General features: G+C 69.6%; 19 protein-coding genes and 1 tRNA gene. 16 read left to right on the top strand and 4 right to left on the bottom strand.

The genetic code is table 11. The features are described from left to right. The 16 genes from ACFULQ_RS14995 (at nucleotide 1) to ACFULQ_RS15070 (ending at nucleotide 13,479) form a co-directional block, all read left to right on the top strand. Nucleotides 1-414 (top strand): hypothetical protein, encoded by a 414-nt coding sequence (locus tag ACFULQ_RS14995; RefSeq protein ID WP_383543206.1) that lies wholly within the window; start codon nucleotides 1-3, stop codon nucleotides 412-414. A gap of 13 nt (nucleotides 415-427) precedes the next feature. Further along, entirely contained in the window at nucleotides 428-757 is a 330-nt protein-coding gene (locus ACFULQ_RS15000; protein WP_383543208.1) for a hypothetical protein, read from the top strand. A gap of 73 nt (nucleotides 758-830) precedes the next feature. After that, entirely contained in the window at nucleotides 831-1,310 is a 480-nt protein-coding gene (locus ACFULQ_RS15005; RefSeq protein WP_383543210.1) for a hypothetical protein, read from the top strand. Continuing rightward, the gene (locus tag ACFULQ_RS15010) at nucleotides 1,310-1,831 is read left to right on the top strand and encodes a hypothetical protein (RefSeq protein WP_383543213.1); all 522 of its coding nucleotides are present in this window, start codon (nucleotides 1,310-1,312) and stop codon (nucleotides 1,829-1,831) included. The genes ACFULQ_RS15005 and ACFULQ_RS15010 overlap by 1 nt, the downstream gene beginning before the upstream one ends. Nucleotides 1,832-1,869: 38 nt before the next feature. Beyond that, nucleotides 1,870-2,151, top strand: coding sequence for a hypothetical protein (locus ACFULQ_RS15015; protein WP_383543214.1), 282 nt, complete (start codon nucleotides 1,870-1,872; stop codon nucleotides 2,149-2,151). A 3-nt stretch (nucleotides 2,152-2,154) separates the two neighbouring features. Continuing rightward, nucleotides 2,155-6,195 carry a phage tail tape measure protein gene (locus ACFULQ_RS15020; protein WP_383543216.1) on the top strand — a complete coding sequence of 1,347 codons (4,041 nt, stop codon included), beginning with the start codon at nucleotides 2,155-2,157 and terminating at the stop codon, nucleotides 6,193-6,195. 13 nt (nucleotides 6,196-6,208) lie between these two features. Next, nucleotides 6,209-7,063, top strand: coding sequence for a phage distal tail protein (locus ACFULQ_RS15025; protein WP_383543218.1), 855 nt, complete (start codon nucleotides 6,209-6,211; stop codon nucleotides 7,061-7,063). A 10-nt stretch (nucleotides 7,064-7,073) separates the two neighbouring features. Beyond that, nucleotides 7,074-8,102, top strand: coding sequence for a hypothetical protein (locus ACFULQ_RS15030; protein WP_383543220.1), 1,029 nt, complete (start codon nucleotides 7,074-7,076; stop codon nucleotides 8,100-8,102). After that, on the top strand, nucleotides 8,099-9,172 hold the full coding sequence (locus ACFULQ_RS15035) for a hypothetical protein (protein ID WP_383543222.1): 1,074 nt from the start codon (nucleotides 8,099-8,101) through the stop codon (nucleotides 9,170-9,172). Before ACFULQ_RS15030 ends, ACFULQ_RS15035 begins: the two co-directional genes overlap by 4 nt. Next, the gene (locus ACFULQ_RS15040; RefSeq protein WP_383543224.1) at nucleotides 9,172-9,936 is read left to right on the top strand and encodes a hypothetical protein; all 765 of its coding nucleotides are present in this window, start codon (nucleotides 9,172-9,174) and stop codon (nucleotides 9,934-9,936) included. Before ACFULQ_RS15035 ends, ACFULQ_RS15040 begins: the two co-directional genes overlap by 1 nt. After that, nucleotides 9,933-10,151, top strand: coding sequence for a hypothetical protein (locus tag ACFULQ_RS15045; protein ID WP_383543227.1), 219 nt, complete (start codon nucleotides 9,933-9,935; stop codon nucleotides 10,149-10,151). The genes ACFULQ_RS15040 and ACFULQ_RS15045 overlap by 4 nt, the downstream gene beginning before the upstream one ends. A gap of 60 nt (nucleotides 10,152-10,211) precedes the next feature. Next, the gene (locus ACFULQ_RS15050) at nucleotides 10,212-11,123 is read left to right on the top strand and encodes an N-acetylmuramoyl-L-alanine amidase (protein WP_383543230.1); all 912 of its coding nucleotides are present in this window, start codon (nucleotides 10,212-10,214) and stop codon (nucleotides 11,121-11,123) included. A gap of 20 nt (nucleotides 11,124-11,143) precedes the next feature. Continuing rightward, the gene (locus ACFULQ_RS15055) at nucleotides 11,144-11,371 is read left to right on the top strand and encodes a holin (RefSeq protein WP_383543232.1); all 228 of its coding nucleotides are present in this window, start codon (nucleotides 11,144-11,146) and stop codon (nucleotides 11,369-11,371) included. 16 nt (nucleotides 11,372-11,387) lie between these two features. After that, on the top strand, nucleotides 11,388-11,699 hold the full coding sequence (locus tag ACFULQ_RS15060) for a hypothetical protein (protein WP_383543234.1): 312 nt from the start codon (nucleotides 11,388-11,390) through the stop codon (nucleotides 11,697-11,699). A gap of 1 nt (nucleotide 11,700) precedes the next feature. Continuing rightward, the gene (locus tag ACFULQ_RS15065) at nucleotides 11,701-12,318 is read left to right on the top strand and encodes a collagen-like protein (protein WP_383543237.1); all 618 of its coding nucleotides are present in this window, start codon (nucleotides 11,701-11,703) and stop codon (nucleotides 12,316-12,318) included. Between the two features lie 408 nt (nucleotides 12,319-12,726). Then, complete coding sequence (locus tag ACFULQ_RS15070; protein WP_383543240.1) at nucleotides 12,727-13,479, top strand: phage antirepressor KilAC domain-containing protein; 753 nt, start codon at nucleotides 12,727-12,729, stop codon at nucleotides 13,477-13,479. A gap of 80 nt (nucleotides 13,480-13,559) precedes the next feature. On the opposite strand, the gene ACFULQ_RS15075 is transcribed toward ACFULQ_RS15070, so the two are convergent. The 4 genes from ACFULQ_RS15075 to ACFULQ_RS15090 all read right to left on the bottom strand — a co-directional run bounded on the left by ACFULQ_RS15075 (nucleotide 13,560) and on the right by ACFULQ_RS15090 (nucleotide 19,383). After that, the gene (locus tag ACFULQ_RS15075; protein WP_383543242.1) at nucleotides 13,560-13,790 is read right to left on the bottom strand and encodes a GntR family transcriptional regulator; all 231 of its coding nucleotides are present in this window, start codon (nucleotides 13,788-13,790) and stop codon (nucleotides 13,560-13,562) included. Nucleotides 13,791-14,505: 715 nt separating this feature from the next. Continuing rightward, nucleotides 14,506-14,581, bottom strand: a tRNA-Lys gene (locus tag ACFULQ_RS15080). Nucleotides 14,582-14,679: 98 nt separating this feature from the next. Continuing rightward, the gene (locus tag ACFULQ_RS15085) at nucleotides 14,680-16,236 is read right to left on the bottom strand and encodes an amino acid permease (protein ID WP_383543244.1); all 1,557 of its coding nucleotides are present in this window, start codon (nucleotides 16,234-16,236) and stop codon (nucleotides 14,680-14,682) included. Between the two features lie 63 nt (nucleotides 16,237-16,299). Next, nucleotides 16,300-19,383, bottom strand: coding sequence for an FG-GAP-like repeat-containing protein (locus ACFULQ_RS15090; protein ID WP_383543246.1), 3,084 nt, complete (start codon nucleotides 19,381-19,383; stop codon nucleotides 16,300-16,302). Nucleotides 19,384-19,596 lie beyond the last annotated feature (213 nt).

Below are 19,596 nucleotides of genomic sequence, written 5' to 3' on the forward strand. Positions count from 1 at the left end.
ATGGCGACCGTCCCCGAGGTGCTGCCGCACCTCGACGCCGTCCAGGCCGCCCTGGAAGACGCTGGCCTGACCGTGTTCGTGGGCGGCACCCCCACATCGAGCGGCTGGACGCCGCCGGACAAGTCCTGCGTCCTGTACCCGGACGCGGGCATGGCCGTCCGAGAGTCGCTCGCAGACCAGCGCACCGACTTCGACTCGACCATGCAGATCACCTGCCTGGGCGGCGATCCGGTGCGCGCCCTGTATGTGGCCGACAAGGTTCGCAAGGCCCTGGCCGCGCCGCTGACCGTAGAGGGCCGCTCCTGCTGGCCCCCCGAGGACCTGGGCGGCCCTCCGCTGGCACGGGACGACGACGTCACCCCGCCGCTGTGGTTCCTGCCCGTCCAGTACCGCATCTGTTCAACACCTGCCTGATGGAGGGCACCCCATGGCAACACTCGGAACCCAGGTCATCGCCCTGGCCGGACTCGGACCCACCTACGCGGCCGCGGCCGGCGGAGGCGACAAGTGCGAGGTCGGCGACCGCGTCTTCCTGCACGTCAAGAACGGCGCGGGCAGCCCGGTCACGGTGACGCTCACCTCGGTCGCGGCCTTCCGCGGCCAGTCCGTCTCCAACGTCACCGTCTCCGTCCCCGCCTCCGGTGAGCGGATGATCGGCCCGCTCAGCCCGGACCTGCTCCAGAACGCCTCCGACGGCCTGTGCGCCATCGGCTACAGCTCCGCCACCTCGGTCACCGTGGCCGCGCTGCGGATCTGACCCCGCCCCACCACCAAACCCTTCGAGCCCTGAGCCGCCCGGCCGGGGCCTTTTTCATGCCCTGGAGGGCCTCATGGCTGACCTGATCAGCGACGGCAAGACCCGCGTGGCGTGGCTGTCCACCGTCGCGAACATCAACGCCCCGACCGTGGCGGAGCTGACCGCTGGCGCCGACTACACCAAGCGCATCACCCCCGACGGCCTGAAGATCGACCCCAGCACCGCGGACGTCGACACGTCCTCGCTCGCCTCGACGTTCGACACCAAGACCGCGGGCCGGGTGGGCTTCGACACCGAGCTGACCTTCAAGCGCGGCGACACCGTCGGCGACGACGCCCCCTTCACGACGCTGAAGTACGGCGTCAGCGGGTTCCTGGTGGTGCGCCGCGGCGTCGCCTACACCACCGCGTGGACGGTCGGTCAGAAGGTCGAGGTCTACCCGATCACCTGCGGTGAGCCGCAGAACTCCAGCCCGGCCGCGAACGAAGTCCTCAAGTTCGTGTCGCCGATGAAGGTGACCGACGCTCCGGCGACGGCTGCGACGGTCGCCTGATGGGGCGCAGCATCCAGGAGATCCTCGCGCAGGCCAAGCCTCGGGAGCGCACCGTCACGGTGTGCCTCCGGGGCGACCTGGCCGGCGAAGTGGAACGCCTCACCGCGGAGATCGGCAAGGTCTCCGAGGAGTGGGAGCCCGTCGACCTCACGGACGAACACCCGGCCCGGGCACTCTCGCAGCAGCTCAGGGAAGCGCGGGAGCAGGCCAAGGCCGCCGAGGAGCCGTTCACCTTCCGGTACATCGGCGACAAGGCCTACAGCGACCTCCTGGCCGCGCACCCCTCCGAGAACGACAACGAGCTGTTCGACTCGGTCACCTTCGGCAGGGCTCTCGTGTCCGCCTCGTGCATCGCCCCCGTCATGACCGAGGACGAGGTCATCGAGCTGTTCGAGGTCATCAACGAGGGCGAGATCAAAAAGCTGTTCGACGCCGCCTGGGACGTCCACAACGCGGCGGACATCATCCCTTTCTCGTTGGCCGCCTCCGCGCTCCTGGCGGGCCTCACCGGCGGGAAGTAGAGGCGGCCCGCGCCTTCGGGGTGCCCCGGAGCGTGTTCATGGGGCGCGTCGTCCAGGAGGGCGAGCCGCTGTGGCTCGACGAAGACCGAGCCTGGGCGCTCGCCCTCCTGGAAGCGGAGAAGAACTCCTGTCCCGAGTGCGGCCAGCCGTGGGACCTCGCCACCGACCCGAAGAACGAGTTCGCGTTCAACGCCGAGCTCATCCGCTGCCACCCCTGCACCACCTCGGCCAAGGCAGTGAAGGCCCACCAGGACAGGAACAAGGGCTCTGCAGAGGGCCTGCACGTTCACCTCGACTACCGCAGACCAGACGGGGGGTGAACCGTGGCCACCCGTACCGTCACCGTCCGGCTGCGCGCGGACATCAACCAGTACACCCGGTCGATGAGGCAGGCCGCCGACAACACCTCCCGGCTCGCCGGAGTCGGGGCTGCGGCCGGCACCGCGCTCGTCACCGGTTTCGCGGTTGCCGCGGCTGCGGCGGCCCGGTTCGACAAAGAACTCAGCAACGTCCGGGCGGTGACCGGGGCCACCGGCGCGGAAATGCAGAAGCTGAGGCAGGCCGCCCTCGACGCGGGCAAGACGACGTCCTTCACAGCGACGGAGGCAGCCCGCGCGGAGGCCGAACTGGCCCGCGCCGGCATCAGCACCGCGGACATCGTCGGCGGTGCCCTGAAGGGCTCCCTGGCCCTCGCGGCAGCCGGGCAGGTCGACCTCACCGAGGCGGCCGTCACGAGTGCCCAGGCCATGAACACCTTCGGCCTGAAGGGCAAGGACGTCACCCACATCGCAGACCTGCTCGCCGCCGGCGCGAACAAGAGCGCCGCCGACGTGCACGGCCTGGCGATGTCCCTGCGGATGGGCGGCCTGCTCGCCCACCAGACCGGCCTGTCCATCGAGGACACCGTGGGCGTGCTCAGCGCCTTCGCCGACCACGCGCTGATCGGCTCGGACGCCGGTACCTCGCTGAAGGTCATGCTCCAGCGGCTGGTCCCGCAGTCCAAAGAGGCCGCGGCGATGATGGACAAGCTGGGCTTCACGGCCTACGACTCGCAGGGCAAGTTCGTCGGGCTGTCGGAACTGGCCGGGCGAATGAAGACCTCGTTCAGCAAACTCACGCCGGAGGCCCGCAACGCGGCCATGGCGACCATCTTCGGGGCGGACGCCGTTCGGTCGGCGACGATCCTGTACGAGCTCGGCTCCGACGGCATCAACAGGTACGTCGGGTCCGTGAACGACGCAGGCGCGGCCGGCCGCATGGCCGCCGTACAGACCGACAACCTGGTCGGCGACCTGGAGCGCCTGCGCGGTGCGATCGAGACCGCCCTGATCGAGGGCGGCACCGCGGCCAACGGGACGCTGCGCACCATGACGCAGTGGATCACCAACCTGGTCAACGCCTACAACGGCCTGCCACCCGAGGTCCAGCGGGCGGTCACAGGGTTCATGGGCATCGGCGGCGCCGCGGCCCTGGCCGGGGCTGCGATCCTGCTGCTCATCCCGCGCATCGCCGCCACGCGGACCGCCCTGGTAGCACTCGGGGTGACCGCCCAGACCACGCGCACGGCTCTGATGGGGCTGGGTCGCTTCGGCATCGTCCTGGCAGGTCTGGAGGCCATGTCGTGGGGCACGGAGAAGCTCGTGTCGCAGTTCGACGCGGCACCCCCCTCCGTGACGCGCCTTCAGAACTCGCTGCTGAACTTCGCGAAGACCGGCAAGGCGGCCGGCGAGCTGACGAAGACGTTCGGCAAGGACCTCGACGGCTTCGGTGAGGCAGTCGCCCGCATCGCGCACCCCGGCGCCCTCGACCGGGTCGGAGACAGCCTCTACACGATCACTCACCTGGGATCCGACGCCTACGACCTGGAACAGGCCCGCACGAAGATCAAGAGCGTTGATGAGGCGCTGAAGAGTCTGGTCCAGGGCGGCGCGGCTGACGTGGCTGCGGATGCGTTCAACAAGATGGCCGTCGAGGCGGAGAAGCAGGGCACGTCCACGGAGAAGCTGCGGACTCTGCTGCCCGGCTATGCCGAGGCCCTCACCGCGGCGGACACCCAGACGAAGCTGTCTGCGGAGTCCCAGGCCAAGCTGGCTGAGGAAACCGGCCTGACCGCCGACCAGTTGCAGGACCAGCGGACCGAGGCCGAGAAGCTCGCCGACGCTCTCAAGGGCCTCAACGGCACCGCCATTTCGGCCGCCGAGGGCGAGATCTCGTTCCGGCAGTCGCTGGCCGACCTGAGCGAGGCCGTGAAGGACAACGGCCACAGTCTCGACGTCAGCACGGAGAAGGGACGCGCGGTCAAGGGCGCGTTCCTGGACGCCGCCAAGGCAGCCCAGGACCACGCCCAGGCGGTCGCCGAGCAGACGAACAGCCAGACGGCCGGCCAGAAGGTCCTGGAGCAGGACATCGGCCTGCTGAAGCGGCAGATGGAACAGGCCGGATTCTCCAAGGACGCCATTGAGAACCTGATCGGGGCGTTCGCCCAGATGCCGCCTTCGGTGGGCACGAAGGTCGACGCCAAGACCGAGGCGGCGATGAGCGACCTGGAGGCGGTGAAGAACAAGGTCGCCACGATGAAGGGCAAGACGATCACCATGGCGGCGCCGACCGCCGAGGCCCGTGCCCAACTGGAAGCCCTCGGATTCAAGATCAAGAACACGAAGGGCAAGACCGTCGTCATCACCGTGCCGACAGGCGGCCAGAAGGCGGCTGTCGACGCCCTCGCCGAGGCGATCCGCAATCTGCGCGACCGGAACGTCTCGGTCACGACGACCTTCTACACGCGGGGCTCTAAGGCTGCGGTGGCGCCTGCGCACCGCGACTACGGAGCGCAGGCCAACGGCAGCATCTTGTCCTTCTACGCCGACGGCGGGGTGCGGGAGAACCACGTCGCGCAGATCGCCAGGAAGGGCAGCTGGCGGGTATGGGCGGAGGACGAGGCAGGGGACGAGGCCTACATCCCCCTCAACCCTGCCAAGCGGAAGCGCTCGCGGATGATCGCCGCCGAGACGGTGAAGCGTCTCGGTGGGCAGGTGGCGTGGTTCGCGAACGGGGGGATCCCCGGTTTCACGTACACGCCGACCGGCATGCCGGTCCTGGGTGGCCCGTCGGACGCGAAGCAGCGCTATGACCAGGAGATCGCGGACCTGAAGAAGGCCTGGGACGACCTGAACAAGGCGCTCAAGGACCAGAAGAAGGTGGCCGACAAGCTCAGGGACGCGGAGAAGGATCTCGCCAAGGTCCGCAAGGGCAAGCACACCAAGAAGCAGCTGGAGTCCGCCCAGGACAAGGTCGCCGACGCCCGCAAGGACAAGCGGGCCGCGGACGCGACGGTCGCCCGGGAGCGCAAGGACGTCTACGCCGCCGACGCCGAGCTGGGGTTGAAGAAGGGAGCGAAGACCCCAACGTCCTTCAACCTGCGTGCGTATGAGACGCAGCTCGACGAGTCGGTGGCCGCCACGTTGAAGTGGCGGGCGAGCCTGACGAAGATCGGGCAGCGCGGCGGCGCCGAACTGAAGGCGATGCTGGAGGGGATGGGCGAGGAGGGCTACGCCCTCGTCAACGCCCTGGCCAGCGCGAGCGACAAGCAATTCAAGTCGATCGTGTCCAAGTTGCAGAAGACCGGGGAGCTCGCGAAGGCCACCCTGAGCGATTTCACCAAGCAGCTCGGCGCCAGCACCGCGGAGTCGAAGCAGTTCGCCGCGGACCTCCAGGCGCTGGCCGCCCGTGGATTCGGGGACCTCGCCCAGGCGCTCGCTGCCCAGGGCGACAGCTCGGCGATGGCCCTCGCCCACCAGGCTGTGGCCTCGCCCGCTCAGGCGGCGGCCGCGAACAAGGCCGTAGGCACCGCCCAGGGCGCGCTGACAGGTGAGGACCTCACTAACGCGCTGACCCTGCTGTCGACCCTACGGGGCGGCACCGGGCGCGGCTTCGCCGATCTGATCGCGGCGGGCCTGGACGTGGGAACCATCCGCGCCCTGGTCCCCAAGATGACCGCCCAGATCAAAGCCCTGCCCGCTGCGAACAAGGACACGTTCGTGCGGCAGTGGAACCAGCAGGGCGGGGTCGCGATGGCTGCGGGCGGCATCCTCACCCGGCCCACGATGGTGCTCGGCGGCGAGGCCGGCGACGTCGAGTCGTGGATCCCGTGGAACGGCTCCGCGCGCTCGCGGGCGCTGCTCGGCAAGACCGCCGCGGCAATGGGTTACCGGCTCACCCCGGCCGGCCGTTACGGCGGCGGCACGTCGGCGGCTGCGGTCGCCCGAGAGGTCACGAAGCAGATCACGGTCAACCTCTACGGCGCCAAGCAGTCCACGGCCGAGCAGGCGATGGACGTCGCCCGGCACATGTCGTTCGTCGGCTGAGGGAGGGGGCGCGATGGCGATCCAGAACGGGATGAGCGCCACGCTGGGAGCAGTCACGCTGGGGGCAGTCGACGCCTCCGGCGTGGACTGGCGGCTGATGGGCCTGGAGGGGTGGGACTCCCCGGACTCAAGGTCGGAGTTCACCGATCGGGAGGCCGACCACGGGGCCTGGGCATCCCCGGTCTACCTGTCCTCCAGGCCGATCACTCTGAGCGGCACCATCCTCGCCCCGTCCCAGGCCCTGCTCGAAGCGGCGATGGAGCAGCTGCGGGCAGCGGCCGGCCTCACCGACACGCTGCTGACCGTGTGGGAGACCACCCCGAAGCAGGCCATCGTGCGCCGCTCGGGCAAGCCTCTCGTGCAGTACCTGACCGACACGAAGGCGTCGTACTCGGTGCTGGTGACGGCCCCGGACCCGCGCCGCTACAGCACCACGCAGAGCACCGGCACCACGGCGCTACCGTCCACGACCGGCGGCCTCACGTTTCCGGTCACCTTCCCCGTGACGTTCTCAGCGACGGCGGTGGCCGGGTCCATCACCGCGGTGAACGCGGGGAACGTCGACACCCGCCCGGTCCTCACCATCACCGGGCCGGTCGTCGCCCCGTCCGTGTCCGCCCTGTACCCGGACGGCACGGTGCGGCAGCTCACCTACTCCCTGGACCTGGCCAGCGGCGACGTCCTGACCATCGACACCGACGCCCGGACCGTCCTGCTCAACGGCTCGGTATCGCGGCGCCGGTTCCTGACCGTGCCGTCCGGGTGGCCCACCATCCCCGCCGGATCGACCGTCACGTACCAGTTCCAGTCCTCGACCTACAACGCAACCCCGCGCCTGACCGCCACCTGGCGCTCGGCGTGGATGTAAGGAGGCAGCCATGCCCGTAGACGTGTGGGCCCTCGACACACTCGCGTTCTCGGGCCTGGAAGCCCGCAACGTCGACTCCATGCTGTCCATGGGCAACGGGACCGCCCTCGGTTCCCGCTCCGGGGTACGCCCCGGCGACCCAGGCCTGACCGTGACCCTGGCCGGCACCACCATCAACTGCTCGGCGGGCGTCGCCCTGGTCGCCTACCCGGGACAGGGCGTCTACCGGGCCGCTTTCCCGTCGACCGTGTCGCCGGGTACGTACACGGCCGCGCACGCCACCCTCAACAGGATCGACCTGGTCTACCTGCGGATCTGGGACAACTCGGTCGACGCCTCCGGCCTCCTCAAAGGCGACATCGTCTACCTGGCCGGTACGGCGTCCGCATCACCGGTCGCACCGACCCCGGCGGGCACCCAGATCTACGTGCCGCTCGCCACCATCACCGTCCTGTCCGTCTCCAACGGCGGCACCGCCTCTGTGTCGACCGCGGTACGGCCCTACACCGTGGCGCCGGGCGGGATCCTGCCTTCGTCCTCGGCGCCGACCGGCCTGTACGTCGGGCAGTACTACGACGACGGCACCGGCCTGCTGCGCTGGAACGGGTCGAACTGGCGGCAGGTCAGCCCGTACACGCCGCTCTATCAGGCGCAGGTCAGCCAGCCCGGCTCGTTCACGGCCGCCGCCTTCACGGACTTCCCGGCGGTGAACTGGCCGCCGCTGACGTTCACCGTGCCGCCCAGCGGCCTGGTGTGGATCAGCATCGGCGGCGCGGTCATGAACACCAACACGTCCACCGCGTCCGGGTGGATGGCCTGGCGTGCCTCCGGCGGCGTGACCGAGTCGGCCTCCGAGGCGAACGGGCTGTCCACGGTCGGCGCCCGCACCTATGCCACCCGCCGCGTCCTGCGATCCTGGACGCCCGGCGCGTCCGTGACGCTGACTCCCCAGTACCTGTTCAGCACCGTCGGCACCCTGACCACCGTCACCCGCGCCGACAATGGCCTGCTGGCCGTCGAGCCAGTCGCGGTCGCATGACAGCGATCGAACTGGCCTGGTTCGGCTGCGACTTGCGCACCGGCGGCATCGTCGAGGACCTGCCCGCCCTCAAACCGCAGGGCGCCCTGTCCCGCAAGCTCGGTGACAGCAGCACGCTCCAGTTCGAGCTGGCGCTGCCCGGCGCCGCCGCGAACTGGGACGAGGCGACCACGCCGGGCAGCACCGTCCTGGTGGCCGTCGACACCGCCACCGACCTGCCCGTGTGGGCGGGCGCGGTCCTGTCCCGGGAGGCGGGCAGCTCCCAGACCGTGCAGCTCGGCGCGGCCACCCTGGAGCGCTACCTGGACGGCCGCTACCCGGGCACCCAGACCCTCCTGGCCACCGACCAGGCATCTGTCATCGCCGCCCTGGCCACTCCGGCGCTCACCAACGGGCCGCCGTTCGTCATCGACAGCGTGGCCACCGGCACGACCATGGACTACCTGAGCGCCGACGGCGACGACAAGAGCATCCTGTCGTGCCTGAACGAGATCATGGCCCTGGACGGCGGGCCCGAGTGGACCATCGACATCACCTGGGCGGCCAGCCACGGCGGCTTCCAGTTCCCGCTGCGCATCCGCAAGGTGATCGGCGTCCAGACGCAGACCGCGGTCACCTTCGACTTCCCTGGCTGCGTCAACGCCTACACGCTCACCGAGTCGTATGAGGCCGGCAAGGGCGCCACCGTCGTCATCGCCCGCGGCGAGGGCGAGGGATCGTCCCGCCTGACCTCGGACCCGTACACGGCGACCGCGCTGATTGCTGCCGGGTGGCCGCGCTGGGAGTACCGGTACACGCCCGCGACCGGCGTCACCGACCCCGACCAGTTGGCCGCGCACGCGGCTCAGAGCCTGGCCCTGATGGCGCCAGGCGGCCAGGTGTGGAGCGTCGAGGCCGTCGCCTCCCGGGCGCCGCGCCTCGGGCAGGACTGGGGGCTCGGCGACAGCGTGCACCTCGCAGTCGAGACCTCACCACGCCACCCGCAAGGCGCCGATGTGACCGCGCGCTGCTGGGCCTGGGAGCTCGACGCCGGCGCCGACCGTGTACGTCCGATCCTTGTGGAGGACTGATGCCCAAGCAGCTCGACCAGCTGCCCACCGACCAGCTCACCCTGGCGAAGAAGGTCGCCGCGCTTGAGCGGCAGATGACCGAACTGCGGGCCGCGCGCCGTATGGGCTCCGCCAGCGTCGGACGACTACGCATCTACACCGAAGACGGGCAGACCCTCCTCGCCGAACTCGGACCCACCGACGACCTCGGGGGCGGCCTGACCACCTACGGCAACCTAGGAATCGACGAGATCCCGGTGTCCGCGTCGCTGACCTCCGGCGAACTGAAGTTCCAGCCGGTCGAGTCCCAGATCGCCGACGTGCCGGCCCGCGTTTCCTACGACACGATCCCCGAGAGCGGCAGCACCCTCCAGTTCTCGTCCGGGTCCGTCAAGGAGACCGACTGGGCTGCGGTGATGGACCTCAGCTCGGTATTCGGCGGCCGGGCGGCCGTCCTGCTGAACGGCTTCCGGGAGCTCGACGGCGCGGGCGAAAGCGGCCCGTGCGACCTGGACCTGACCGGGATCCTGACCGCCGCCAGCTGGGCCTACGGCACGGTCACCATCACCCCCTCCGCGGCGAACACCCCGACCTCTCAGGTCGTGTCCGGGCTGGACTTGCAGGGCTCCACCTTCTTCGCGTTCGCCGCCCCGCAGACCGCCGCCCCGGGCAGCAACGTGACCGGCGTCGGCACCACGGCCGTCACCAAGAACGGCCTGACCGTGTGGGTGACCCGCACCAACACCACCGCAACCGTCATCAACTGGCAGGTGATCGGCGTATGAGTGCCAGCGACATCACGACCTTCTTGCCCGGCAAGTACTACGAGGTCACGGCCCGGGACAACAACGAGGCGTGCCGGAACTTCGGCGAGACGTTCACCGTCTCGGAGTTCTACTCCAACGCGGGAACGAACTGCTACGTGCAGTGCGGCATCTGCCGACAGCACATGGAGATCCTCACGGCGGTCCTGCTCGACCCGCAGCCCGAGGTCTCCTGACCTCAACCACCTTCCCGCCCCGTGCTGATGGCCGGGGCCTTTCTCATGTCTGGAGACCGCATGGCCACACCGCCCACCGCGTCCACGTTCGCAGCGCTGCTGCGGGCGGAGGGCGTCACCGTCGTCGAGGCCGGCGACTGGGAGACGCACAACCGCAACAGCCGCGGTCCGTGGGGGCCAGTGCACGGCGTGATGATCCACCACACCGTCACCAAGGGCACCGCGAACACGGTCAAGATCTGCCGCGACGGCTACACCGCCCTCCCCGGCCCGCTGTGCCACGGCGTCATCGCCAAAGACGGCACCGTCCACCTCGTCGGCTACGGCCGCGCCAACCACGCAGGCTTGGGCGACCCCGACGTCCTCGCCGCCGTCATCGCCGAACACAAGGCGCCAGCCGACAACGAAGCCACCGTCGACGGCAACCGCCACTTCTACGGCTTCGAATGCGAGAACCTCGGCGACGGCCAAGACCCCTGGCCCGCCAAGCAGATCGACGCCATCATCCGCGTCGCCACCGCCCTCGTCCGCCACCACGGCTGGAACGCGCTCTCAGTGATCGGCCACCTCGAATGGCAGCCCGGCAAGGTCGACCCCAAGGGCTTCGGCATGGACTGGCTCCGCGGGAAAGTCGCCGAACGGCTCGCCGCGGGCAGGCCCACGACCACGCTGCCCGCCCCGGCCAAGCCGATCGTGGACCTGTCGAAGCTCGTTGACGCCGCCCGCTCGAACCCGAAGGCGTCCGGCACACCGGTCACCTACCCGGGGGTGAAGACCGTCGAGGCCGCCCTCGTTGACGGCGGCTTCCTCGCGAAGGTCTACCTGGACGGCCACTTCGGCACGACCACCGTCACCGCCTACGCCAAGTGGCAGCGCCACCTCGGCTACTCGGGGACGGCCGCCGACGGCATCCCCGGCCGCGCCTCCCTCACGGAGCTCGGCAAGAAGTACGGCTTCACCGTCACCGCCTGATCTGGAAGGAACGATCCGTCATGGCATCTGCCTCTGCTCCGATCGAGAAGAAGGTCAAGGCCTCTTCCGTCCTCACCTACCTTGCGAGCCTCGCCGGCCTCGCGGTCCTCGGCGCCGTCACCGACGACCCGTCCCTCATCTCCGGCATGCCCGACGCCCTGGAGCCGTTCGTCCTCGCCCTCGTCCCGGCCGCTGCCGCGGCGATCGCAGGGTGGGCAGCGCCGCACACCCCACGCTCTGACGTCTGACTGAACGGAGCCACGCGTGGCCGACGAACCGACGACCGGTGAAGTAGTCCGCCGCCTGGAGGACGTCCGCCAAGATCTCAAGGAGGACATTCACGGGGTCGTCGCGCTCGTCAACCAGAAGGTCGATGCCGAGATCCTCCGCCTCGGCCAACAGGCGCAGGACGAGCGGCACACCGCCGTTGTCGGCCGCGTCGCGAAGCTGGAACAGCAGGCCGAAGAGAAGGACAAGCAGAGGCAGAACGACCGCCGCCTGATCTTCTTCAGCCTCGTCGTGCCCGTGCTGCTCCTCGCGATCCAGCTGTACAACGCCAACCGGGGAGGATCTTGACGTGAGCGCGCACAGGGCGACCCGTCGCGACCCCGTCTCCCTCCTCATCGGCGGAGTACTCGCCCTACTCGTCGCGTACATCTGGTGGCAGGGCGGCCAGCTCGGCCAGCAGCTGCAGGAGGAACGGGAGCACAACCGGGCTCTCGCCCAACAAGTCGAGCGCCTCGGAGGAACCCCGGTCACCGGGCCGCCCGGCAGCCAGGGCGAGCCCGGCGCGTCCATCACGGGGCCACCAGGCCCGATCGGTCCCCCCGGGCCGTCCGGTTCTCCCGGCGAGGATGGGCAGGACGGGAAGGCGGGCACCGACGGAGCCAGTGCCACGGGTGCGCCTGGCGCGTCGGGCGCACCTGGACGTGACGGTGAAACTGTCGTCGGGCCTACCGGGCCCGTCGGTCCGTCTGGCCCTGCGGGTGAGCGCGGCGAGAAGGGCGATACCGGCGAGCAGGGGCCGCCCGGACCGGCTGGCCAGTCCTGCCCGGACGGCTACTCGTGGCAGACCCCGTCCTACGACCCCTACGCGAAGGTGTGCCGCCAGGACGGTGCGCCCGACCCCGAACCCAGCAACGGCGGCGGCCTGCTGTCCCTGGCCCTCGACCCGTACCGACGCCAGTACCCATGACCCAGCTGCGCCGCGGCTTCTGCCTCTCTGCACGTGGTCGACGCGCCGAACGCTCATCCACATGCCGAGACGTTACTCACAGTGAGACGACAGGTATACGCGCGGAGATTGGCACGGAGTGACAAGGCGGGATCACCTGAGATCTGAGACGCCACGGAATCCAAGGTTCCTTGGCTCAAGCCGACACCCTGTGCCAGAACGGTTTGGATTCGATGTCGAAACCGTGTCGTAGCCTGTTCGGAGGACAAGCGCCTTCGAATCGAAGGCCAAAGATTTGTGCCCTCACGCAGGGAGTGGGCCCTGCGGAGGGCAATGGACCTAGGAGATTGGAGCTCCGTGGTACACACGCACGCTAACGCAGACCTGCCCGCTGAATCTAGTGGGGGGTCTAGTCCTTTCGACCGAATCATGCTTCTGGACCACAACGGTCAGGAGCGCTGGTCCGCCCGCGACCTCCAGGTCCTCATGGGTTACGACCAGTGGCGCCAGTTCGACGACGCTGTGCAGCGGGCGAAGGCGGCGATCAACGCCAGTGGGATGGACGCCCTTGATCACATTGCGGGTGCCCGCAAAGTGATGGCGGGCGGTCGCTGGGGAAAGCAGGAGGTCACCGACTACCGCCTCACCCGCTTCGGCGCGTACCACGTCACCCTCGCTGGTGATGGCCGCAAGCCCGAGGTCGCCGCCGCGAAGACGTACTTCGCGGTCAAGACGCGCGAGGCGGAGATCGCCGCACAGCCCGACGTCTCCTCGCCGGAGGGTATCGTCGTCCTCGCCGAGCGGTACCTCGCTGCCGCCCGCGAGTTGGTCGTCACGAAGAAGGAACTCGCCGTCGCGAAGCCGAAGGCCGGCAAGTGGGACGCCTTCTGCGACTCGGAGGGGCTCATCGACATGGGCGCCGCGGCCAAGGCCTTCACGAAGGTGACGGGCGGACTCGGACGGACGAAGTTCATGGACCGTCTCCGCGAGGACGACATCCACTTCCTCCAGGTCCAGAACCCGCGAATCCCCTACGAGATCCACATCCAGAAGGGGCGCGCGGAGGTCAAGTTCGTGCCCGCTGGTTACAAGATGGTCGAGCAGACCTTCTTCACGCCCAAGGGCATGGACTGGCTCGCCAGCAAGTTCGGCGTCGACGGAAGCGCCTTGCCTGCTGCCTGAGTAGGCGCCTGCGGCCCCGCTCTCCTCCGGGAGGGCGGGGCCGCTTTCGTGCGTCCAGGGGTACGGAGTAGCCCGTACCCCTACGTCTGGTCTGCGACGAAGCTGCCCATGCCCGGCGTGGTGACGAGCAGGCCTTCTTCGCGCAGCGCCGCCGTGGCCTTCCGCACGGTGCCGCGGGCGACCTCGAACTCGGCCTCCAACTGCACCTCGGACACCAGCGTGCGCGGCGGGTAGGTGCCGTCGGCGATACGGGCGCGGAGCACGTCGGCGATCTGCTCCCACTTGGGCCGTGTCGGGTCAAAGTCGATCACCCGTCCGACTCTAGATATGCGGACGTATTAGGGCATAGAGATACCTAGGTGTGCCTATCCGTGGACAGGGGTGTACAGGCTGCCTACGGTGGGCCACACAGAGAGAACCCCGGCGACCGCGCGAACGGTCCCGGGCGTGGCCGACGCTTCAAGGGAGCCTCGACATGTCAGAGCCTACGGTCAGTCCCGACAGTCAGGAAGCGGGGGGCGCCGAGTACCGGGCGCTGCTCGATCACTGCACCAGCTGCCGGCGATGCCGGGCGAACACGGCGGTTGCCTGCCCGGAGGCGGGCCGCCTGCGCCGTGCCTGGTCTGCGGCTCGGCGTACCGCCAGTGCGGGTGTCTCCTGATGGCGGCCGAGGCTGCTGGCCGAGGAGCGGGGCACGCCGCCGGCTACTGCTGGGCGCCCCGCCCCGGCGGCGGACGGTGCACCAGGCCCATCGGCCACGGCGGAGAGCACGTCGACTACTACAACGGGCGCACCAGGCTGACGGATGCCGCAGGGCACCGCTGGCGTTAGCGACTCCCGTACCCGGCGCGGCGGTGTGCCGGGCACGGGACCGCGGCCCCGATCGGCATCCCCGTTGCCGGCCGGGGCCGCTTCCATATCTTGATCGTCTGCACTTCGGCTGAGCTTCGACTGAGCTAGCGATCATGAGACTGGTCGAAAACGGACACGCCCCCGGCTCGGAATACCTCTGAGCTGGGGGCGAGTTGGTAGGCCCTGTGGGACTCGAACCCACAACCAATGGATTAAAAGTCCACTGCTCTGCCAATTGAGCTAAGGGCCCAGGCGATGTTGCCTCCCCGAGCATAGCCGGAGGTGGCCGTGTCTCCGATCGGGTATCGGGGACACGGCCGTGTCAGGTGGGCGGGGGCTGGGCAAAGGTCAGGGATCGACCGGTTCGGGGGCGTTCGCACGGGCCGCCTCACGGGCCTTCGTGCGCTCGTGCTCGGGGTTCAGGAACCAGTGCCGGGCCGAGGCCGCCCACCAGGTCCAGGCGAAACCTAGGACGGCCAGGACGGCGAGCGGGGCGTAGTTGAAGGTCTCCCAGGTGACCGGGGAGACCTGCGGGAGCATGAACAGCACGGTGATGACGGCGACCCACACCACCGAGACCACGCCGATCACGCGGGACCAGCGGCCCAGGTGCCACGGCCCCCGCTCGAACGCCTCGCCCTTGCGCAGCCGCAGCAGCGTCGGGATGACGTAGGCGATGTAGAGGCCGATCACCGCGACGGAGGTCACCGCCGCGTAGGCCGTGTAGTTGATCAGATACGGCAGGCCCAGCAGAAGCGCCCCTCCCGCGGCCAGCCACACCGCCGCCACGGGCGTTCTCGTGCGCGGGCTCACCGTGTGCCAGACGTGCGAGAACGGCAGCGCGCCGTCGCGCGAGAAGGCGTAGATCATACGGCTGTTGGCGGTCACCGAGGCCATCCCGCAGAACAGCTGGGCGCCGATCACGACCAGGAGCAGCAGCTTGCCGGCTGTGGCGCCGAGTGCGTCGAGGAGGATCTGGGCCGGGGGCGCGCCCGTCGGGGAGTCGAGGGCGCCGTCGTAGGACTGGATCGCGAACGTGAAGCCGAGGAGCAGGACGAAGCCGGCGATCCAGGAGGTCCAGATGGACTGCACGATGCCCTTCGGGCCCGCCGTCGACGCGTCGTGCGTCTCCTCGGTCATGTGGGCCGAGGCGTCGTAGCCGGTGAAGGTGTACTGGGCCATCAGGAGGCCGATCAGGACGACGTAGACCCCGCTGCCCCAGCCGGTGTTGTTGACGAACTCGCCGAACACGAAGGACGCCGACTGGTGTTTGTCGGGAGCGAAGGTGAGGGCGCCGACGATGACCGCCACGCCGATCACGTGCCACCACACGCTCACGCTGTTCAGCAGCGCCACGATCCGTACGCCGAAGGTGTTGAGCAGGCCGTGCAGCAGCAGGATGGCGGCGAAGAGCAGGATCGTGCGGCCGGGCGTCACCTTGAAGTCGAACTGGAGGTTCAGGTACGCCCCGAGGAAGGAAGCGGCGCCGAAGTCGATGCCGGCGGTCACCGCCACCTGGCCGAGCACGTTGAACCAGCCGGTGAACCAGGCCCACGCGGCGGCCGATCTGGGCGGAGCCAGCTTGTGCGCCCAGAAGTACAGGCCCGCCGAGGTCGGGTACGCCGAACAGATCTCGGCCATCGACAGGCCGACGAACAGCGTCATCAGACCTACGGCGACCCAGCCCCAGGTGATCACGGCGGGGCCGCCCGTGTTCATGCCGAAGAGGTACAGGGTCAGACAGCCCGACAGCACCGAGATGATGGTGAAGGAGACCGCGTAGTTGGAGAACGCCGACATGCGGCGGGCCAGGACCTGCGTGTAGCCGAGCTGGGCAAGCCGTTCCTCGTCGGAGAGCTCCTTGGAGACCCCCGACTGCCCACTCGCTATGGCGTCATCTGTCATGCCCCCAGCGATTCCCATCCTGGAGGCGTGACACACGTCACAACTTGGCTGAGAAGTGCCCCTCTAGAAGAGGCCCTTGTAGCCCTGCCAGCCGGTCCCGATCCGCACCCGCGCCCCGAACGACCCCTTGCCGTCGCCGGTGTTGCGCCAGAGGTTGCCGCCGGTGTCACGGGAGACCAGGTCGGCCCTGCCGTCCCCGGTGATGTCGCCGACGCCGACGACGACGTCGTACGAACCGCCCCAGGCGCCGAACAGCTTCACGCGCGTCTTGAAAGTGCCCTTGCCCGTGCCGTCGTACCGGTAGAGGTTGTTCGCCTTGTCCTGCGCGAGCAGATCGCCGATGCCGTCGCCGTTCAGATCGCCGACCCCCACGACCTTCTTGTAGCCCTTCCAGTTGTCGTAGAGCTTCACGCGCGCGGAGAGCTTGCCCGCCGACGTCCCCTTGTAGAGGTACACGGTGCCGGTGGAGGAGTTCCGTGCGATCAGGTCCGGCCGCCCGTCCCCGGTCAGGTCACCGGGGTACGTCAGCACGTCGTACTGGTTCCAGCCCGAACTGCCGAGCGTCGTGTACGGCGTCGACGTCGTGAACTCGGCGCTGCAGCCCGGCTTGTACAGGCGCAGGGCACCACTGGACAGCCGCATCAGGATGTCGTTGCAGCGGTCACCGCTCAGGTCGCCGAACGGAAGGGGCTTCACACTGGTCGCCCACCCGCTGCTGGGGATGGAGCCGGTGAACGTGCCCTTGCCCGTGCCCTGGTGGAAGGAGAGCCTGCCCGAGGAGCTCTGGGTGAGCAGATCACCGATGGCGTCGCTGCCGCCGACGTGGTGGTGGCGGGCCGGCAGGCCCTCGAGCAGCTCGACCGTGCCGGTCACCGACAGGGCGGCTCCGACACCGTCCGCCGGGGTCGCGGTCAGTGTCCAGTCGTAGGGGCCGTCCGTCAGGAACTTCCCCTGGGAATCGGTCCCGGACCAGCCGACGTCCAGCCCGCCGCGCGCGGCACCGCCGTCCCGCGTGTACACGACCTTGCCGGTCGCCCTGGCGCGCACGGTCAGCCGCGAACTCGCCGTCGGCTTCGACAGCATCAGGGAAGCCAGGGTGTCCGGTGTCGTGTCGATCTCGTGCGCTGTGACGTACGACGCCTTCGTGGATGCGAGCAGCCGCAGCGGCTGCTGGGCCACGCCGGACGGTACGAGGTGCACCTGCTCCTTGCCGTCCACGTAGGCCGCGTTGGCGCCGGACTCGTCGACGGTCCAGCGCACGTCCCGCTGCGAGGTCCCGGTGTCGGGCAGATCGCCGATGACCCGGCTCGCGGCGGTGCCGTCGGCGAACGTGGTGAGCGTCAGCTTCCCGGCCGACCTGTCGTGCGTGACGACGAACCCGTCCCCGAGCTTGGCCTCACCCACCGGCACGGCCACGGACTTCTTCGCCGTACGGTCGTAGACCCCGGCCTTGTCCCCGCAGGTCCAGTACAGGTGGCGGCCGAGCGCCTGGAGCTCGGTGGGCACGCAGCCGGAGTCGGTCGTCAGCGTCTCCACGGTCTTCTTCGCCGTCAGGTCGTACACCGTGACCTCACCGGCGTTCGCTCCCGCCGTCCACAGGAGATCCCCGTCGAGGGCGGCGGCGCCCGGGGCGCGGGTGACCTCGGGACCGGAGTTGTCGCCGAGCTTGCGAACGGTCTGCTGGGTCGCGGTCGTGTGGATCACGTACTGGCCGGAGACATCGGTGATCCGCCCGCCCGCGGGGACGGAGAGCTCCGAGAAGTCGTACGCCCCGGGGCCACTGGCGGTGATCCGGTCATAGGTGGCGTTGTCCCGCATCAGCCAGACCACGCGGTCGGCGGCCGTGCCGAACACGGCACAGCCGTCCTCCGCCGTCGGGCAGCTGTAGAGCGCCGTGTCGGTGCCGTCGTAGTCGGAACGCGCCCCGTACGTGGGTGTCCCGGTGACGGCGACGGTCCGCAGGAAGACGTCCCGGGTACCGCCCCGGCTGTCGTCCGCGACCAGCAGCCGCCCCTGCTCCAGGGCCAGACCCTGGATCCTGTACGGCGGTTTCGGCAGCGCCTTGACCATGCTCACCACGGGCTTGCCGTCCGCGTCGGAGTGGATGCGCTGGATGCCGTAGTCATCGGCACCGGTACGGCCGACGGCCACCGCGTCACCCTGCGCCGAGACGGAGACATCGCCCCGGACGTCGGAGAGCAGGGTGACCGGGGCGCCGCCCGAGATCGGCACGGCGGTCACCCTGGTGCCGGTGCCCGGAGCGTGGACGAGCCAGTCGCCCACCACGGAGAGCTCGGCCGCCGGGTCCACGGTGTCCGCGCCGTCCAGGGCCACCTCGACGGGCGGTGCCGAGAGGTCGGCGCGGGAGTAGACGTACGCCTTGGTGGCGGCGGCGCCCGCGTAGTGGACCAGGTGATCGGGCGACAGGGCGACCGAGTTGCCGCCGGACACCGCCGGGGTCCAGCCCTGGGCCCGGCCGGTCTCGGGGTCGACAAGCACCGAGCGGATGCTGCCGTCGAGCGACGCGCGGAAGACGATGCCGGAGGCGTCGCCGCGTATCGGCCCACCGATCTGCATGCCCTCGGGCAGGCCGGTGATCGTCAGGTCCCGGGTGGTGCCGTCGGGTCCCGGGCTCAGCAGATGCCTGACCCGGGTGGTGATGCCGTCCTCGCCGGTGACGTCCTCGAGGGCGACGACCGTGCTGCCGTGGACACCGGCGTACACGCTCTCGTAGGCCGAGGGGATCCGGAGCGTGCGGGTCGTGCCGTCGGCCGCGTCGAACAGCTCGACGCGGTCGTCCTGGTAGCGGCGGGCCAGGACGTCGGTGCCGGTGCCGTAGTCGACCGCCAGGCCGCTGCCGGCCGCCGGCACGGCGACGGTCGTGCCGTCCGCGTACCGCGTCCACTGCAGGCCCGAGCGGCCCTCGAGACGGTGGAAGACGCCCTGGGCGCCCGCTCCTTCGCCCCCGTAGGTGGTGGAGTCGTAGGAAAGGGTCGCGACGGTGTACGTGTCCCGGAACGTCGCCGGCACCACCGTCTCCTGCGCGGTGTCCGCGACGGCGGACGACGGCAGCAGCGGGCTCAGTCCGGCGGCCAGAGCGGTCGCGGCGGCGAGCAGACGCAGGCGTGCGTGGGCATGTCGAGCCAAGGAGACCCTCCCCGAAGACGAGACGGGCGCGGCACCTCTCCGGCGCTCCCGGCCCGGCCCCCCGGCCGTCCCACCCGTCTCATAAGTGGGCTGATCTTACCTTCCTCTCATCTTTACGGAGAGCGTTTTCTGACCGGGCGCACCCGGGGTGACACGACAAAGCCGTGGCCCCCCGTCAGGTAAGACAGGGGGCCACGGCGTGCACTGCTCAAA

This window comes from Streptomyces sp. NPDC057253, assembly GCF_042669125.1.
Classification (GTDB): domain Bacteria; phylum Actinomycetota; class Actinomycetes; order Streptomycetales; family Streptomycetaceae; genus Streptomyces.

What these genes read in the sequence shown, in the direction of transcription:
- ACFULQ_RS15035 (WP_383543222.1), top strand. Translation starts at nt 8,099, where the DNA reads ATGACAGCGATCGAACTGGCCTGGTTCGGCTGCGACTTGCGCACCGGC.
- ACFULQ_RS15010 (WP_383543213.1), top strand. Translation starts at nt 1,310, where the DNA reads ATGGGGCGCAGCATCCAGGAGATCCTCGCGCAGGCCAAGCCTCGGGAG.
- ACFULQ_RS15085 (WP_383543244.1), bottom strand. Translation starts at nt 16,236, where the DNA reads ATGACAGATGACGCCATAGCGAGTGGGCAGTCGGGGGTCTCCAAGGAG.
- ACFULQ_RS15055 (WP_383543232.1), top strand. Translation starts at nt 11,144, where the DNA reads ATGGCATCTGCCTCTGCTCCGATCGAGAAGAAGGTCAAGGCCTCTTCC.
- ACFULQ_RS15030 (WP_383543220.1), top strand. Translation starts at nt 7,074, where the DNA reads ATGCCCGTAGACGTGTGGGCCCTCGACACACTCGCGTTCTCGGGCCTG.
- ACFULQ_RS15015 (WP_383543214.1), top strand. Translation starts at nt 1,870, where the DNA reads ATGGGGCGCGTCGTCCAGGAGGGCGAGCCGCTGTGGCTCGACGAAGAC.
- ACFULQ_RS15070 (WP_383543240.1), top strand. Translation starts at nt 12,727, where the DNA reads ATGCTTCTGGACCACAACGGTCAGGAGCGCTGGTCCGCCCGCGACCTC.
- ACFULQ_RS15045 (WP_383543227.1), top strand. Translation starts at nt 9,933, where the DNA reads ATGAGTGCCAGCGACATCACGACCTTCTTGCCCGGCAAGTACTACGAG.
- ACFULQ_RS15025 (WP_383543218.1), top strand. Translation starts at nt 6,209, where the DNA reads ATGGCGATCCAGAACGGGATGAGCGCCACGCTGGGAGCAGTCACGCTG.
- ACFULQ_RS15000 (WP_383543208.1), top strand. Translation starts at nt 428, where the DNA reads ATGGCAACACTCGGAACCCAGGTCATCGCCCTGGCCGGACTCGGACCC.
- ACFULQ_RS15050 (WP_383543230.1), top strand. Translation starts at nt 10,212, where the DNA reads ATGGCCACACCGCCCACCGCGTCCACGTTCGCAGCGCTGCTGCGGGCG.
- ACFULQ_RS15040 (WP_383543224.1), top strand. Translation starts at nt 9,172, where the DNA reads ATGCCCAAGCAGCTCGACCAGCTGCCCACCGACCAGCTCACCCTGGCG.
- ACFULQ_RS14995 (WP_383543206.1), top strand. Translation starts at nt 1, where the DNA reads ATGGCGACCGTCCCCGAGGTGCTGCCGCACCTCGACGCCGTCCAGGCC.
- ACFULQ_RS15005 (WP_383543210.1), top strand. Translation starts at nt 831, where the DNA reads ATGGCTGACCTGATCAGCGACGGCAAGACCCGCGTGGCGTGGCTGTCC.